General features: G+C 68.8%; 12 protein-coding genes. 2 read left to right on the plus strand and 10 right to left on the minus strand.

The genetic code is table 11. From position 1 onward, the window contains the following. Nucleotides 1-2: 2 nt before the first annotated feature. Nucleotides 3-1679, minus strand: a complete 1677-nt coding sequence (locus AMD30_RS00130; protein WP_014927937.1) for an FAD-dependent oxidoreductase — start codon at nucleotides 1677-1679, stop codon at nucleotides 3-5. Between the two features lie 100 nt (nucleotides 1680-1779). Between AMD30_RS00130 and AMD30_RS00135 the strand changes: the two genes are divergently transcribed. After that, nucleotides 1780-2607, plus strand: a complete 828-nt coding sequence (locus AMD30_RS00135; protein ID WP_014927938.1) for an acyl-[acyl-carrier-protein] thioesterase — start codon at nucleotides 1780-1782, stop codon at nucleotides 2605-2607. Between the two features lie 15 nt (nucleotides 2608-2622). On the opposite strand, the gene AMD30_RS00140 is transcribed toward AMD30_RS00135, so the two are convergent. The 9 genes from AMD30_RS00140 to AMD30_RS00180 all read right to left on the minus strand — a co-directional run bounded on the left by AMD30_RS00140 (nucleotide 2623) and on the right by AMD30_RS00180 (nucleotide 13709). Continuing rightward, a complete protein-coding gene (locus AMD30_RS00140; protein WP_010840571.1) occupies nucleotides 2623-3174 on the minus strand; it encodes a DUF3558 domain-containing protein in 552 nt (183 codons plus the stop codon). Next, the gene (locus tag AMD30_RS00145; protein ID WP_010840572.1) at nucleotides 3171-4058 is read right to left on the minus strand and encodes a DUF3558 family protein; all 888 of its coding nucleotides are present in this window, start codon (nucleotides 4056-4058) and stop codon (nucleotides 3171-3173) included. The genes AMD30_RS00140 and AMD30_RS00145 overlap by 4 nt, the downstream gene beginning before the upstream one ends. Nucleotides 4059-4263: 205 nt before the next feature. Continuing rightward, the gene (locus tag AMD30_RS00150; protein ID WP_014927941.1) at nucleotides 4264-4458 is read right to left on the minus strand and encodes a hypothetical protein; all 195 of its coding nucleotides are present in this window, start codon (nucleotides 4456-4458) and stop codon (nucleotides 4264-4266) included. Nucleotides 4459-4735: 277 nt separating this feature from the next. Next, complete coding sequence (locus AMD30_RS00155; RefSeq protein WP_055474351.1) at nucleotides 4736-6373, minus strand: hypothetical protein; 1638 nt, start codon at nucleotides 6371-6373, stop codon at nucleotides 4736-4738. A gap of 228 nt (nucleotides 6374-6601) precedes the next feature. Then, the gene (gene atzF / locus AMD30_RS00160) at nucleotides 6602-8275 is read right to left on the minus strand and encodes an allophanate hydrolase (RefSeq protein ID WP_055474352.1); all 1674 of its coding nucleotides are present in this window, start codon (nucleotides 8273-8275) and stop codon (nucleotides 6602-6604) included. Continuing rightward, nucleotides 8272-10341, minus strand: a complete 2070-nt coding sequence (locus tag AMD30_RS00165) for a 5-oxoprolinase/urea amidolyase family protein (protein WP_055474353.1) — start codon at nucleotides 10339-10341, stop codon at nucleotides 8272-8274. The genes atzF and AMD30_RS00165 overlap by 4 nt, the downstream gene beginning before the upstream one ends. Before the next feature lie 50 nt (nucleotides 10342-10391). Next, entirely contained in the window at nucleotides 10392-11072 is a 681-nt protein-coding gene (locus AMD30_RS00170) for an urea amidolyase associated protein UAAP2 (RefSeq protein WP_055474354.1), read from the minus strand. A 25-nt stretch (nucleotides 11073-11097) separates the two neighbouring features. After that, entirely contained in the window at nucleotides 11098-11949 is an 852-nt protein-coding gene (locus AMD30_RS00175; protein ID WP_010840578.1) for an urea amidolyase associated protein UAAP1, read from the minus strand. 194 nt (nucleotides 11950-12143) lie between these two features. Further along, entirely contained in the window at nucleotides 12144-13709 is a 1566-nt protein-coding gene (locus AMD30_RS00180; RefSeq protein ID WP_055474355.1) for an amino acid permease, read from the minus strand. A gap of 251 nt (nucleotides 13710-13960) precedes the next feature. Here AMD30_RS00180 and AMD30_RS00185 point away from each other — a divergent pair, with 251 nt between their 5' ends. Next, nucleotides 13961-14590: a TetR/AcrR family transcriptional regulator gene (locus AMD30_RS00185; RefSeq protein WP_010840580.1), complete on the plus strand. Its 630-nt coding sequence runs from the start codon at nucleotides 13961-13963 to the stop codon at nucleotides 14588-14590. The last annotated feature ends 35 nt before the right edge of the window (nucleotides 14591-14625 follow it).

A 14625-nucleotide genomic window follows, 5' to 3' on the forward strand; every position in this document is an offset into this window, starting at 1 on the left:
GGTCACCGCGCCCCGGCGGTGGCGGCCGCCTCGAACTCGGAGACACTGACGAACTTCGCGCGCACCCGGCCGGCGGCCTTGCCTGCGGACTTCTCGGCCGCGTCGATCGCCTTCCACCCGGTGAGATCGATGCGGTTGGCACCACGATCGGCCACGAGGGCGTCGACATCGTCCCGAGAGGTCGACGGATCGTCGAAGGCCGCGGCGACGAAGTCGGCGATGACCGCCTGCGCGGTCTCCTGGCCGCAGATGCGGTTCATGCCGATACCCCCCGTCGCCCCTCGTTTGATCCATCCCGTCACATAAAGGCCCGGCATCACCTCACCGCCTGCCGCGGTCTGGACGCGCCCTTCGCTGTTCGGGACCACGCCGTGTCCCTCGTCGAAGGGCAGGTCGGTGACGGGCACACCGCGGTATCCGATGGCCCGGAGGACCAGGCCGGTCTCGAGGTCGAAACGCTCGTCGGTGGGTGTCACCGCGACTTTCCCGGTCGCGTCGGCGTAGGCATTGCGCACGCAGGTAAGACTAGCCACTTCCCCGTCACCGGCAATTTCGACGGGAGACGCGAGGAACCGGAACACGATGCGCTTGTTCCCCTCGGTCTGCGGCCGCTCGGCGAACTCGCGGGCGAGCCGGATCTTGGTGGCGATCGTCGAGTCGAGCGTGTCGTCGGACAGCGCCGCCTCGGTGGCCGGGTCGAGGACGAGCTCGTCGGGATCGATGACCACGTCCACGCCCTCGACCTCACCGAGTGCCAGGAATTCGCTGTTGGTGTAGGCGGCCTGCGCGACACCGCGGCGACCGAGCAGCACGACCTCGGAGACCTTCGACTCCCGCAGTTTCGCGAGTGCGTGATCGGCGATGTCGGTCTTGGCGAGCTCGTCGGGATCGGTGACCAGGATGCGTGCGACGTCGAGCGCGACGTTGCCGTTGCCGACCACGACCGCCCGCTCACCGGACAGGTCGACGTCGAGTTCGGCGAAGTCGGGATGGCCGTTGTACCAGGCGACGAACTGCGTCGCGGCAACCGAGTTGGACAGGTCCTCGCCGTCGATGCCCAGCCGCTTGTCGGTCGAGGCACCCACCGCGTAGATCACCGCGTGGTAGCGCGCCACGAGTTCGTCGTGGCTGATGTGCTTGCCCACCTCGACATTGAGGTAGTACGAGAAGTTCTTCTTGGCCGCGACCGAGGCGAAGGTCTTCTCCACGCCCTTGGTGGCGCTGTGGTCCGGTGCCACCCCGGCGCGTACGAGTCCGTAGGGCGTCGGCAGGCGATCGAACATGTCGACCTTGATGCTCGGCTTGCGGACGAGTTCCTCGGCGGCGTAGAACGCGGCGGGCCCGGCACCGACGATGGCCACGTGCAGTTCCTTGTCGGGCAGCGGCGGCGCCTTGCGCGGCGGGACGAGCCCGCCCTCGACGTCGTGGTCCTTGTAGTAGTCCGCGTTGATCTGCAGGTACGGCTCGTCGCGCGCCTCCAGCTGATCGTCGGGGATGATCGCCTCCACCGGGCACTCGTCGATGCAGGCACCGCAGTCGATACACGTCTCCGGATCGATGTAGAGGGCCTCCGCCGTCAGGAACTCCGGCTCGTCGGGCGTGGGGTGGATGCAGTTCACCGGACACACGCTCACGCAACTGGCATCGTTGCAACATGGGCGGGTAATCACATGCGCCATCTGCTGTTTCCTCGTGATCCGACACGTAGAACGTGTTCTATTTTTTCGATTGAATGTATCTTAGCTGCAAAGATACCGGCGACCTACCGAAGGGACTCGAGTGAGCCAGGTTACGCCAGCAGTGTCCGGTGCATCACTTCCGGACCGCAAGCCTGGATCCCAGTTCTACGAGGTGGGATATCGGGTCCGCACCGGCGACGTCGACCAGGACATGCGGGTGCGGCTCGACGCCGTTGCGCGATACCTCCAGGACGTGGCCAACGACAACATCGAGGCCACATCGTTCGGTGACACCGATCCGTTCTGGATCGTCCGGCGCACCATCATCGACGTCATCGAGCCCCTGACATGGCCGGCCGCGGTCACCGCGCAGCGCTGGTGCGGCGCACTGTCGACCCGCTGGACCAACATGCGCGTGCGCCTCACCGCCGACCACGAGACGAACCGGTTCAACCCGCGGCCTCGCCCTCCGGGGCTGATCGAGACCGAGGCGTTCTGGATCAACGTCAACGAGAAGGGCATGCCGTCGCGGCTGTCCGACGAGGCGTTCTCGATGCTGTCCTCGATGACCGACGAGCACCGCCTGCGCTGGCGGTCGATGAACCCGGAGAAGGCCCCCGACCCCGCCGAGATCGACTTCCCCGACCGCGAACACGTTCTGCGGATCACCGACTTCGACCCGTTCAAACACCTGAACAACGCCGCCTACCTCGAGGCGATCGAAGACGAACTCGTCGAACATCCCGACCTGGTCGACGGTCCGCACCGCGTGGTGATCGAGTACCTGCGGCCCATCGTGCCCGGCACCCGGCTCATCCTGCGGCGGGTGCGCGAGGGCGACCGGCTGACCGTGTGGCTGATGATCCCGGGTACCGGCGACGAACTCGTGGTCGCGGCCAGCGTCGTCGTCGGGCCGATCCCGGAGTGATGGGTTTCGACAGGCTCACTGACCGCCCTGGAGCAGTAGCTCCATCAGTTTGATCGGCGCCTCGCACGGGTCGCCCTGGGGCGCACCGCGGGGCTCGACGAACCAGGTGAAGATGCCGCGGCTCGGCGCCCTGGCCGTCACCCCGCAGACCCCGGGACGATCGGGGCTGCGCTGGGTGAATGCCGACTGACTGGCGACCTTGATGTTCTCGGTCTCGAAGCCCAGCTTTTTCGCCGTCTCCTTCTCGACGTTGACGTTGCCCCACTCGAACCAGTTGAACGTCACGCTGACCACGTCGGTGGTACCGGAGACCAGCCAGCGGCAGATGGCGCCGCTGAAGGAGCGCTCGGCGAATCCGCCGCCGGCGACGACGTCGGCGATCATGGCGTCGGGCAACACGTCGCATTCGAGCAGCAGGCGGTCGAACTGGTCGGTGTCGATGTCGCTGCTGCCGGACTGGTCCGCGGCACCCACGGGCACCGGCTCACCGTCGACGGTCCGTGCGCACCCGGCGAGGACGGACAGGCCCACCAGCACGGCCGCGATCAGGACGGCGAGCCGCTTCATGACGCACGCTCGATCGACAGGGTCGCCAGTTCACGCGCGGCATCGCAGATCTCTTCGATCGGTCGCGGTGTCGCGGCGTCGCCCCGGATCGACCACTCGAAGAAGTCCGCACCGAAACCGATGCCGACCTCACAGATCTGACCTGACTGCGTGTAGCCGATGAACCCCTCGTGACCGTCGATCTCGAGTTTGTCGGTCACGTCGCGCGAGAGCTTCACGTTCGCTTCCTCGCGACCGATCGGCGACCCGCGATACCAGTTGAACGAGGCGACGGCACCGGTCCTGGAACCGGTCGTGTCCCATTCGCACACCGAGGTGTTGTTCACGGTTTCGGTGAGCCCACCGAAACCGGTGATGCGGACGACCTCGTCGAGGGACACCCCGCCGCATTCGCCGAAGAACGGTCCGGAACCTGCCTGCGCGGGCGCCTCGGGCGTGTTCGGCTTGTTCGGGTCGGCCGTCGGCTCGTCGCCGGAACATGCGCCGACGACAAGCGCGACCGCGGCCAGCGCCGCGACGAGGAAGGTGCTGTCGCGCAGCCGGTCCAGCTGGCGCCGTTCACGTTTCGTCGGCCGGCCGGCACCCCGGTCGCGACGCGGCTGACTGGCCAGGATCTCTCTGGGCGGGGGTGGCGGAGACCGGTCGATGAAGCACTCCGCGGCCATCGGCGCGGACACCCGTTTGCTGATCGTCCGGGTGACCTCGACGATGCGCTCGTGCCCGGCGAGCCGCACCCGGATCTCGTCGCCCGGCACCACCGGCTGCGCGGGTTTGGCGGTGACCCCGTTGACCCGGACGTGCCCGCCACGGCAGGCGGCGCCCGCAGCCGACCTCGTCTTGGTCAGTCGGATGGCCCAGATGTAGGCGTCGACGCGGGTGGACACGATCAGCCGCCCAGCCGATTCGTCCCGAACGCGAGAACACGTCCGGCCGGAGCGTCTCGACCCGGTTCAGCGACCACGACGCCGACTCCCTTCACCGCTCTCCTCTTTACCCGTTCACCGCGCCTGCTCGGCGCCGGCGGGACTCATTGCGCACCACTGTAGCCGCGGCGAATACCTCGACGCGGACTCCGAACGGGCGACACCGTCAGCGCTTGCGGGTCAGCAGGTATGCACCCCCGCCGACGGCGAGGATGAGGAACAGGATCGCCAGAAAGGTCTGGTCGAGCAGCAGCAACGCCGCGAACACGGCGATGCCCGGGGACACCGCGACAAGGCTCATCACCGGGTGCTCGCGCACGACCTCCGACACCGCTCTGCTCTTGTCCCGATCGATCGCCATGAGGCCCTCCCTGGTCGGTTGCCCCGTACCGGCCTGCGCAACCGGCCCGGGGTCGTGTGCCCAGCGTAGTCCCGTCCCAGGGCGGGGCCGAGCGTCACGCTCTGCTCCCTGAGGAGCGAGCTTGCGAGCGTCACGCTCTGCTCCCTGAGGAGCGAGCTTGCGAGCGTCACGAAGGGTCTTGGCGAGTCGGATTGCGAAGACCCTTCGTGACGCGCCCTCCGCAAGCTCCGGGCGCTCCTCAGGGAGCAGGAGGCTCGTCGCTAACGCTCCTCACACCTCAGGGAGCAGGGGACTCGTCGGCGCTGCCCGCGTCGACGTCGCCCGCCTCCGTGCTGTCGTCATCCGTGGTGTCGTCGTCGGGGCTGTCGGATTCCGGAGCGTGCGACTCCCCCGCGCCGCTGTCGTCGGAGGGTTGCGGCGTCCGGTGCCTGCCGACGTAGCTGTCCTCGTCTGCCGCGCGGTGCTTGCCGACGTAGCTCTCCGCGTCGACGGCCTCCGGGCCGGCCGCCGCCTCGGGCGTGTCGTGCGATGCCGTGGTGACACGTTCGACAGGCGCCTCCTCCGCCGAACGGCTCGCGGGAAGCAACGTGTTCGACGCACCGGTGTCGATCGGATCGGTCGCGGGCAGACCGAACGGGAACTCGTACGCCGGGATGCGGATGGCCGGGATGAACTCACCGGTGTCGAGCTGACCGAACTCGATGACCGGCAGGCCCAGACGATTCGGCCGGAGCTCGCCGTTGACCTCGACCAGTGGCCGGAAGGTGACCGTCGAACCCAGCCAGTCGACCGTAATCGGACCGGTGAATCCGTAATCGCTCGTCAGCCGGAGGAAGTTGCCGCTGAACAGATCGTGGTCGCCGCCGACGCTCAGGCGGGCGAAGTCCTTGGAGAGGGACATCCAGTCGCTGTCGAAGTCGATGCCGGAGCCGCTCAGGATGCCGGCGAGCAGACCCTCGAGGACCTCCGCACCGAGGCCACCGAGAACCCCGCCCGGATCGGCGATCAGTGCCGTCGGATCGGTGAGCGCGAACTGCACTTCGCCGTCGGGTTGCTGCCAGCGGAAGTCGAAAGTGCCCAGCACATTCGCACAGGCCCCGACGCCCTCTGCGTAGGCGCCGGTGAGTCCGCCGTAGCAGCCGACGCCCGTGACACCGGGGATTGTTCCGATCTTCTCGCCGAGGACAGTGACGTCGAGCGGACCGGTGTTCCATGCATGGGCCATCCCGATCAGCGCGAACGACCTCGCCGTCCGTCCGTCGCTCGCACCCGAGGTCGCGATGCTCAACGGGAGGTAGGACGTCGCGCTCGCGTCGCCACCGCGGTAGGCCAGCGCGAACTGGAAGCCGTTCCCGGCGACCGTCGCCGAACCCTCGGTTGCGGGGCCGTCGATCATCGTCGGCGGCAGATCGATGCCGAGCCGGCGGATGATGTCCCCGAGGACCGACCCGGACAACCCGTCGAACACCTGCTTGACCGGATCGTAGACGGCGACGGGTACGACCTCGATGCGGTCGGGCAGGACGACGGCGAGTCCGATGCCGCCGTACTCCGTGCCCGACGCAGAGCAGTCGGCCCCGTCCCGGACGGCGCCGGACATGCAGCTCTGGATCCGCCACTGCTCCGCGATGTCGGCGAGGGCGCCGTTTCCGATCGTGGTCACCAGACTTCCCAGCGGATTGCCACTGTCGAAACCGTTCGACCAGTTCCGCAGGTCGTCGATCTCGGACGGGATCGCCGGGACCAGCGCCGCGTCGGCCACCGCCGGTTCCGCCACCTGCCCCGCGCCGACCGCGGCGACGGTCGCCAGCGCCGCCGCCCCCGCGATCGCGCGGTGTTGCCGCCGCTGTTTCCGGTTCTCGCGTCGTGCGACCTTGTCCGATCGTCGAATCCCGTTGCGCCCCACCCTGGTCATCCGTCCCAACTCCCTCTCCCCGACCGCCCGAGCTGAGTAAGTGAATCATCACGGTCGGCGACCAGAGGTCAGATCGGTGGAAATGGCACGAGGCGGCCGTTCTGGACAGACGTCCCAGACGGGGCGTGAGACGGGTTCCGGCGCAGACGGGTTCCGGCGCAGACGGGTTCCGGCGCAGACGGGTTCCGGCGCAGACGGGTTCCGGCGCAGACGAACCCGGTGACCGGGCTACCAGCGATCGCGATCGAGACTCTGCCCGGATGCGCCCGCGTCGGCGGCGCATCCGAAGCCGACGATCCAGCGGGCAGGTCCGGTCTCGCCGACGGCGATCTCGACCTTGCCCAGCATCATCGGTTCGGGGAGGGCGGCCAGGAAATCCCCGAGCGCTGCGGAAGGCACCGTCCACACCTCGCCCCGGATCGCGCGGCCGGCAACCGGATCTCGGATCAGCCCCGGCTTCGGCGGGGTCGTGTCCAGCGCGACCAGGCGGTACGACGGGGTCGTGGTGACCTCACCCGACCATCGGGCGCCGCGTTCGCCGAGCTCATGGGTCAGCGGTCCGCCCCGCATGTGTGCGCCGAAGACCGCGAGCTCGATCGCGTCGTCGCGCTCCGCCCAGGACGGCGCCACCGTGTCGTCGCCGAGAAACCGGCGGGCCACATCGACGACGACGGCGTCGGCATGCGCGCGGCCCAGCAGTGTGATGCCGAATTGTGCTGTACTGCCGTCCTCGTCGACGACTGTCCCGGCCGGTACCGCGAGGCCGCACAGGTCGAAGAGGTTGCAGAAGTTGGTGTAGGTGCCCATCCGCGAGTTGACGCCCACCGGATCGGCGGCCACCTCGGCGAGGGTCGGGTGCGCCGGCGCGGTCGGCACCATCAGAACCGTGGCGTCGCCCCACTGCTCCATCGCCTCGGACCGCAGGTCCGCGAGCCGACGGCGAGCCCGCAACAGGTCGACGGCCGAAAACCTGGCCGCGGCACCGATGATCGTCGACACGGTCGGGTCGATGCCGGCGTCATCGGGATCGGCGACGGAGCCGAGAAAGTCCCCCACCGCGTCGAATCGCTCGGCCACGAGCGCGTCGTCGTACAGGAGCCGGGCGGCCTCGAGGAACGGCGACAGGTCGATGGTCTTGACCATGAGCCCCGCCGCCTCGGCACGCAGCACCGCCTCGTCGAACGCGGCCCGCCACCGGTCGTCGAGCCCGGGCAGCTCGGTGGGCACCGCGACGACCGGGCGCTCGGGCGCGGCGTACGGGATCGACGTCGGGAAGGGCCGCGGGCCCTGCGCGCCGGCCATCGCCGCCATCGCACGGTCGGCCAGCGCGAGGTCGGCGGCGAAGACGGTGACGACGTCATAGCTCGCGCAGGCGGGCACCACTCCGGCTGTCGAGACCACACCGACGGTCGGCTTGATGCCGACGATGCCCTGCAGGCCGGCCGGCACCCGACCCGATCCGGCGGTGTCGGTTCCGATCGCGATGTCGGCGAATCCGAGGGCGACCGCCACCGCCGACCCGGAACTCGACCCGCCCGAGATGCGGTCGGGACGTCGCGAATCCCGCACCGCGCCATACGGACTGCGAGTACCCACCAGACCGGTTGCGAACTGGTCGAGGTTGGTCTTGCCCACCACCACCGCGCCGGCCGCGCGCAATGCCGCGACCGCGGGCGCATCGGACTCGGGGGTGAAGGCGAAACCGGGACATCCCGCGGTGGTCGGCAGACCGCCGACGTCGACGTTGTCCTTCACGGCGAGAAGCACGCCGGCCAAGGGGCCGCCGGCGGCGACGGACCGCTCGTACTCGGCTGCGACCTCACCGGCGGGTCGCAGGGTGATGAACACCTCCGGACGGTCTGCCTCGGCGATCCGCGCATACAGCTCGTCGATCCTGCTCATGCCACCTGCTCCTCGTCCTCTCTGATCCCCGCTGCCCCGGTGCCGGCGAGCTCTGCTCCGGCGGCTTTCGCCGCGAATTCGCCTTGCACCGACCACCGTTCGCGCTCTTCGGCCCGGGCGATCTCCATCTTCTCCCGCCGGGTCGCGATGTCGGCGGCATGCTCGTCGAGGAATCGCTGGTGCGCGGCCAGCGAGAATTCACCGTCGACGATCTTCGTGCTTTCACCACGCCCGGCGGCGACGTCGGCCCGCATGTCGAGGAGTTCCTCCGAACTCACCGGGTACCAATGGATCCGGTCGAAGAACCGCAGCAGCCACGGATGCTCGGGGTCGAACGCCGGTGCCGGCAGCGGATGCCGGTGGTTCCACACCTGCGTGGTGCGGCCGACGAACTGGTAACCGCCCGGCCCCTCCATGCCGTAGATGCAGAGGTAGGCGCCGCCGATCCCCACCGCGTTCTCCGGCGTCCAGGTGCGGGCGGGGTTGTATTTGGTGGTGACGAGGCGATGCCGCGGGTCGAGCGGGACCGCAACCGGCGCACCGAGATAGACGTCCCCGAGGCCGAGCACGAGGTAGCTCGCGTCGAAGACGGTGCGGTACACGTCGTCGACGGAGTCCAGGCCGTTCATCCGCCGGATGAACTCGATGTTCCACGGGCACCACGGCGCATCGGATCGTACGCCCAGCATGTAGCGTTCGATCGCCTCCCGGGTGGCGGGATCGTCCCACGACAACGGCAGGTGCACAGTACGACTCGTCACCACGAGGTCCTCGGCGGCCGGCAGCTGGCTCTCGCATTCGGTCAGCCACTCCAGCATCTGCGCCTGCGACCACACGTCGGGATCCGCCTTCACCTGCAGCGAACGTATCCCCGGGGTGAGGTCGATGAGTCCGCGCGGTTTCTCCGCGGCGATCCGCTCGCCCAGCGCGTGCACTCGGGCACGCAGGGCGAGGTCGAGATGCATCTCGCCGTATTCGACGAGGATGTTGTCGTCACCGGAACGGCGGTAGGTCACCGAGGTCGATCCGTCCGCGGTCGTCGTGGTCCCCAGGATTCCGTTGTCGGGATCGCCACCCGACGACCAGACGTCGACGAAGCTGGCCCGCCGGCCCAGACCGAGCTCGGAGGGCGAGGCGGCCCGGTCGCCGCGTACCGCGACGAAACTGATCGTGTCGCCCGGCTTCAGCTGGCCGAGCTTCCACCGTTGCGCGGTCGTCACGGTCACCGGACAGACGAATCCACCGAGACTCGGGCCGTCCGGACCGAGGAGGATGGGCGTGTCCCCGGTGAAGTCGAGAGCGCCGACGGAGTAGGCGGTGTCGTGGATGTTCGACGGGTGCAGTCCGGCCTCACCGCCGTCGTCGCGTGCCCATCGCGGTTTGGGGCCGATCAATCGGATTCCGGTCCGGTCGGAGTTGAAGTGCACCTCGTAGTCGGTCGCGAACAGGTCGGCGATGTCCTCGTCGGTGAAGAACTCCGGCGCTCCGTGGGGCCCCACGGTCACGGCCAGCTGCCACGTGTTGGTGAAGGCCGGCTGCTCGTCTCCGAGAATCCGACGCGGCGCCCCGGCCGGCGCGCCGAGCAGTTCGAGGCGGTCGCCGGCGACGAGCGCCCGGCCGTCGAGTCCGCCGAACCGGCCCATGGTGAAGGTCGACCGGCTGCCGAGATGATCGGCGGCGTCGAGCCCGCCGGCGACCGCGACGTAGGCCCGCATGCCCAGGACACCGGTCGAACCGATGTCGAGGACGTCACCCTCGGCGACAGTGAGCGGGACCCATTGCGGCACAGCCGCTCCGTTCACGGTCACGGGCACCGGCGCGCCGGTGACGGCGACGACCGCGGGCCGGTCGAACCGCAGTGCGGGTCCCATGAGCGTGATCTCCAGGCCGGCGGCGGTCTCCGGGTTGCCGACGGCGAGGTTGGCGAGCCGGAAGGACAGGTCGTCCATCGGGCCGGACGGCGGCACGCCGACCTTCCAGTACCCGACCCGGCCGGGCCAGTCCTGGATCGTGGTGAGCGGACCGGACCGGATTACGGTCACGGCACCCGGGGTGGTGGCAGTCATGATGGTGGATTCCTCGTCGGACTCGGTCGGCGCGCGGTGGGAGCGGATTCTCAGAACGGCCGGGTGACGATGACCCGGACCGCGGTGGGGTCGAATCCGTTGCAGGGGTTGTTGATCTGCGGGCAGTTCGAGATGAGCACCAGGGTGTCGACCTCGGCACGCAACGCCAGACGCTTACCGGGTGCGGACAACCCGTCGACGATCCCCAGCGAGCCGTCGGGGTCGACGGGCACGTTCATGAAGAAATTGACGTTGCCGACGAGGTCTGCCTTGCCGAGCCCGTGGCGGCTGCCCTCGATGAGGAAGTTCTCGACGCACGCGTGCTGATGTTTGGTGTGGTGCCCGTAACGCAGCGTGTTCGACTCCTGCGAGCATGCGCCGCCGAGGGTGTCGTGGCTGCCGACTTCGTCGGCGACGATCGTCATCAGCGCTGCGGAGTCGTGATCGCGGATCACACTGCCGGTGGTCAGGAAGATGTTGCCCTGCGCGGCGATGGTCGCCTGGGCCGAATACCGTCGGGACGTGTCGGCGGCCGCGTAGAACAGCGTGTCGACGGCCTGGTTGCCGTGGAGGTCGACGATGGTGAGGATGTCGCCGGCGGCGACGACACCCGACCACGGTGCGCGCTCGCCCACTTGCGCGTCGTCGACGACGGCGCCGGGGACGAGGGCGAGTTCGGCGGCGGGCGCCGAGGCGAAATCGGTGATGACTGCGGTGCTTGTCTCGGTCACGATGGTGTCCTCTCTGTTGGACGGCTCAGTGATGAGCCGCGGCCCAGACGTCTTCGGAGTTGGCGGCGGCGCGCTGGTACTCGGGGTCGGTGCCGGCGACGTCGTCCAGCAGGGCGTCGAGATCGCTCTGCGCCTGCCACGCCAGCACTTCCAGCGAGGTGGTGCCGAAGTCGGGCGACGGGTCGAGCGGATGCGCGGTGTTGACGACTGCCACCGTGCACGGCAGGTGCAGGATGAGGTCGACCGTCCGGCCGGGTCCGGCGCTCCCGATCGAGCGCAGCGACCCGTCGGCGTCGACGGTGACGCCGTGGAAGAACGACAACGACGGGGCGACATCCGCGGGTGTCAGACCGTGCTTCGCCGCCGCCAGGGTGAACAGTTCGCGGCCCGCCGGACTCGCCGAATGCACCTCGCCCGCTCCGTATTTCGCAGCGTTTCCGGCGAGAGTCGAGGTGCCGCACAGCGCGTCATGGTGGCCTGAGTCGTCGGCGACGACGGTCGCCAGCACCCGCCCCTGATCGCTGAGAAGCGGATGCCCCGCACCCAGATACGCCTGCCAGGGCACCTTGACGGTGTCGGCGACGTTGAGACGCTCCCACGGCGCGTCGGCGCGCCACAGCAGCAGGTGCGCGCAGGCCGCCCCCGCGACGTCGGTGAACCGCAGCCGGGTCCCCCGTGCCAGGACCTTGCTGGTGTACCGGCCGCCGGGAACGGTCTCCGCCCAGGTCAACGATGCGGCCGGCACGTCAGCGGGCGGGTTCGGCCAGGCCGATGCCGGCACCACCGGCATGCTGTCGGTGATCGCGCCGGCCTGGGAGCGGGCGTGTTCGCGGGCACCGGAGGTGGTCCCGGTACCGGGAGCGGTGATCGTGCTCATGGGAACTCCTTTGTCGTAGTGGGTGTTCGGGGTGCCCCTTCGAGGCTCGTCGCTTGCGCTCCTCGCACCTCAGGGATCAGAGGGCTGCGGCTGCGCTCCTCGGAGTAATCAGCTCCCTGAGGTGCGAGCGAAGCAACCAACTCCCTGCTCCCTGAGGTGCGAGCGAAGCGAGCCTCGAAGGGTCGCGACCGGGATTACGCGGACAGGCGGGTGCTCACCGGTCGCGGATGCTCCTTGCCGCGGGGGTAGCAGGCGATCCCGACGAGGACGGTCGCCACGATGCAGATGGGGCCGGCCCAGCGCAGGATCGGCATCTCACCGGAGGGGTCGAAGACCTCGGCCCGCGGCCACGCCAGGTTGATCACCATCAGGGCGCCGTAGAGCACCGCCAGGGCGTTCACCACGATTCCGAAACGGCCGAGGCTGAACAACTTTCGCCCACCGGCGTCGACGGCCGGGGTGTCCCCGCCACGATGCGGCCAGCCCTGGAACCGCCGGTAGAGCATCGGACCGGTGACGGCCAGGTAGGCGAGGTAGATGAGGATGATGCACACGCTGGCGAGGGTCGCGAAGATCGCGGAGTTGCCGACGTTGACCAGCAGGATGCCGATGCACAGCACACCGATCAGGATCGACGGCAGGATCGGTGTCCCGGTGCGGCTGTTGACGTGGGACAGCTGCGCCGAGAACGGGAGCCGGCCGTCGCGCGCCATCGAGAACATCAGCCGCGAGCAGGCGGTCTGGATCGCGAGGGTGCAGATGAAGATCGCGATCGCGACGTCGCAGAGCAGGACCTTGCCCCAGAAGCTCCCGAGAACCGAGTCGAGCACGTAGGGCAGTCCGCCGGTCGCGAGTTGCTCGTCGAGGGTCGGGGCCGCCATGAGGGTGCCGAGCAGCATCAGCCCGCCGCCGATGGCCGAGACGGTCAGCGCCATCCGGATGGTGCGGGGTGCGACGCGGCGCGGGTCCCGGGTCTCCTCGGCCAGTTCGCCTGCCGACCCGAACCCGACCATGACGTAGGCGGCCATGAGTCCGGAGACGATGAACGCCCAGATGTAGCCGGGTTGCTGACCGGGAACGCCGGTGTCGAAGACGACGTCGGGGCCGCGCTGCGCATGGGTGAACAGTGCCAGGATGACCGCCACGACGCCGACGAGTTCACAGACGACACCGATGCTGTTGACGCGGCTCATCCACCGGACACCGACACAGTTGATCGCGGTCACGATGACGAGCAGGACCGAGCCGAGCAGGACCGCGTTCGCCGCGCCGCTCGTGGTGGTGAGGGTCGGGTCGTCGCCGATGATCTGGAAGCCGATCCAGATCGACGGCAGGACGACCTGCAGGGCGATGGCGGCCGCGGCCGCGGTGACGATCTGCGCGATCATCATGAACCAGCCGCCGAACCAGCCGACGACCTCGCCGCCCATGCGCCGCGACCACTGGTAGATCGCACCCGAGATCGGGTACCGCGCAGCGATTTCGGCGAAGCACAGGGCGACCAGGAACTGGCCGGCGTACACGATCGGCCAGGTCCAGAAGAAGGCCGGGCCGCCGAAGCCGAACCCCAGGCCGAACAGCTGGAAGATGGTGGTCAGGATGGAGACGAAGGAGAACCCGGCGGCGAAGGACGCGAACTTGCCGAGCGAACGGTGGAGTTGCTGGTCGTAGCCGAGTGCCGAGAGGTCGTGGGCGTCGGCGTCCGGGACGCCGGCGGGCGAGGAGGGCGTCGCGGGAGCCACTTCAGGGGTGGAGGTCATGCGCGGTCTTCCTTTCGGAGAAGAAGCTCCACGTTGAGCACGGTGTGAGTCAGGCACTGTTTCCTGTCACCTGATAGGTAAGCCCTCGCTGATTTCTATCGATTGACAGAAATGTTCCGGTCGTGAAAACTCCGGTTACGTCCTCGTTACACGCCATGGGCTTCCCCGACCTGCGGGTTCACGCGCGGCAGAAGCACGCGATTCGTCGGCTAGGGTCGAGAAATCGCCCCGACCGCACTGAGGAGACGAGCATGCCCACCGGCTCGAGCGCGCCCCCGACTCCGATCGGTCGCGGCCGACCGCGCCTGGTACCGGCCCGGCGACGCGGGCAGACCGCCCGCGAGGAGATCCTCGACGCCGCCGCAGAATTGTTCACCCGCCACGGGTACACCGGGACGTCGACGCGGATGATCGCCGAGGCGGTGGGCATCCGACAGGCGTCGATGTACCACTACTTCGGCACCAAGGACGACATCCTCGCAACGCTGCTGGAGACGACCGTGGTCGCCTCCCTCGAACGCGCGCGGGGGCTCCTCGACGGCGACGAACCCGCCCGGGCGCGACTCCTCGAACTCGCGCGATTCGACATCGATCAGCTGGCGCGGTCGCGCTGGAACCTCGGTGCGCTCTATCTCCTACCCGAGGTCGCCGATCAGCGATTCGTCGAATTCCGTTCGGCTCGACAGGAATTGGCCGATTCGTATGCCGCACTGGCGGCTGCGGCGCTCGGCGACGACACCGACAAGCGCACGCTGCTCCCCTTCCGGCTGGTGGAGTCCGTCATCATGATGCGCGCCGACGAGCAGCGCGGCGAACTCGGCGAGCACACCGCCGCCGGTCTCGCCGACACCGTGATCGACGCAATCTCGCGGATTCTGTAGCAGCAGTGCGTATCTGGCGCGCATTGTCGCTACGG

It is taken from the genome of Gordonia sp. HS-NH1 (assembly GCF_001418765.1).
Lineage (GTDB): Bacteria > Actinomycetota > Actinomycetes > Mycobacteriales > Mycobacteriaceae > Gordonia.

Coding starts and splice junctions, on each gene's coding strand:
- AMD30_RS00130 (WP_014927937.1), bottom strand. CDS start 1,679: ATGGCGCATGTGATTACCCGCCCATGTTGCAACGATGCCAGTTGCGTG.
- AMD30_RS00140 (WP_010840571.1), bottom strand. CDS start 3,174: ATGAAGCGGCTCGCCGTCCTGATCGCGGCCGTGCTGGTGGGCCTGTCC.
- AMD30_RS00150 (WP_014927941.1), bottom strand. CDS start 4,458: ATGGCGATCGATCGGGACAAGAGCAGAGCGGTGTCGGAGGTCGTGCGC.
- AMD30_RS00155 (WP_055474351.1), bottom strand. CDS start 6,373: ATGACCAGGGTGGGGCGCAACGGGATTCGACGATCGGACAAGGTCGCA.
- atzF (WP_055474352.1), bottom strand. CDS start 8,275: ATGAGCAGGATCGACGAGCTGTATGCGCGGATCGCCGAGGCAGACCGT.
- AMD30_RS00165 (WP_055474353.1), bottom strand. CDS start 10,341: ATGACTGCCACCACCCCGGGTGCCGTGACCGTAATCCGGTCCGGTCCG.
- AMD30_RS00175 (WP_010840578.1), bottom strand. CDS start 11,949: ATGAGCACGATCACCGCTCCCGGTACCGGGACCACCTCCGGTGCCCGC.
- AMD30_RS00180 (WP_055474355.1), bottom strand. CDS start 13,709: ATGACCTCCACCCCTGAAGTGGCTCCCGCGACGCCCTCCTCGCCCGCC.
- AMD30_RS00185 (WP_010840580.1), top strand. CDS start 13,961: ATGCCCACCGGCTCGAGCGCGCCCCCGACTCCGATCGGTCGCGGCCGA.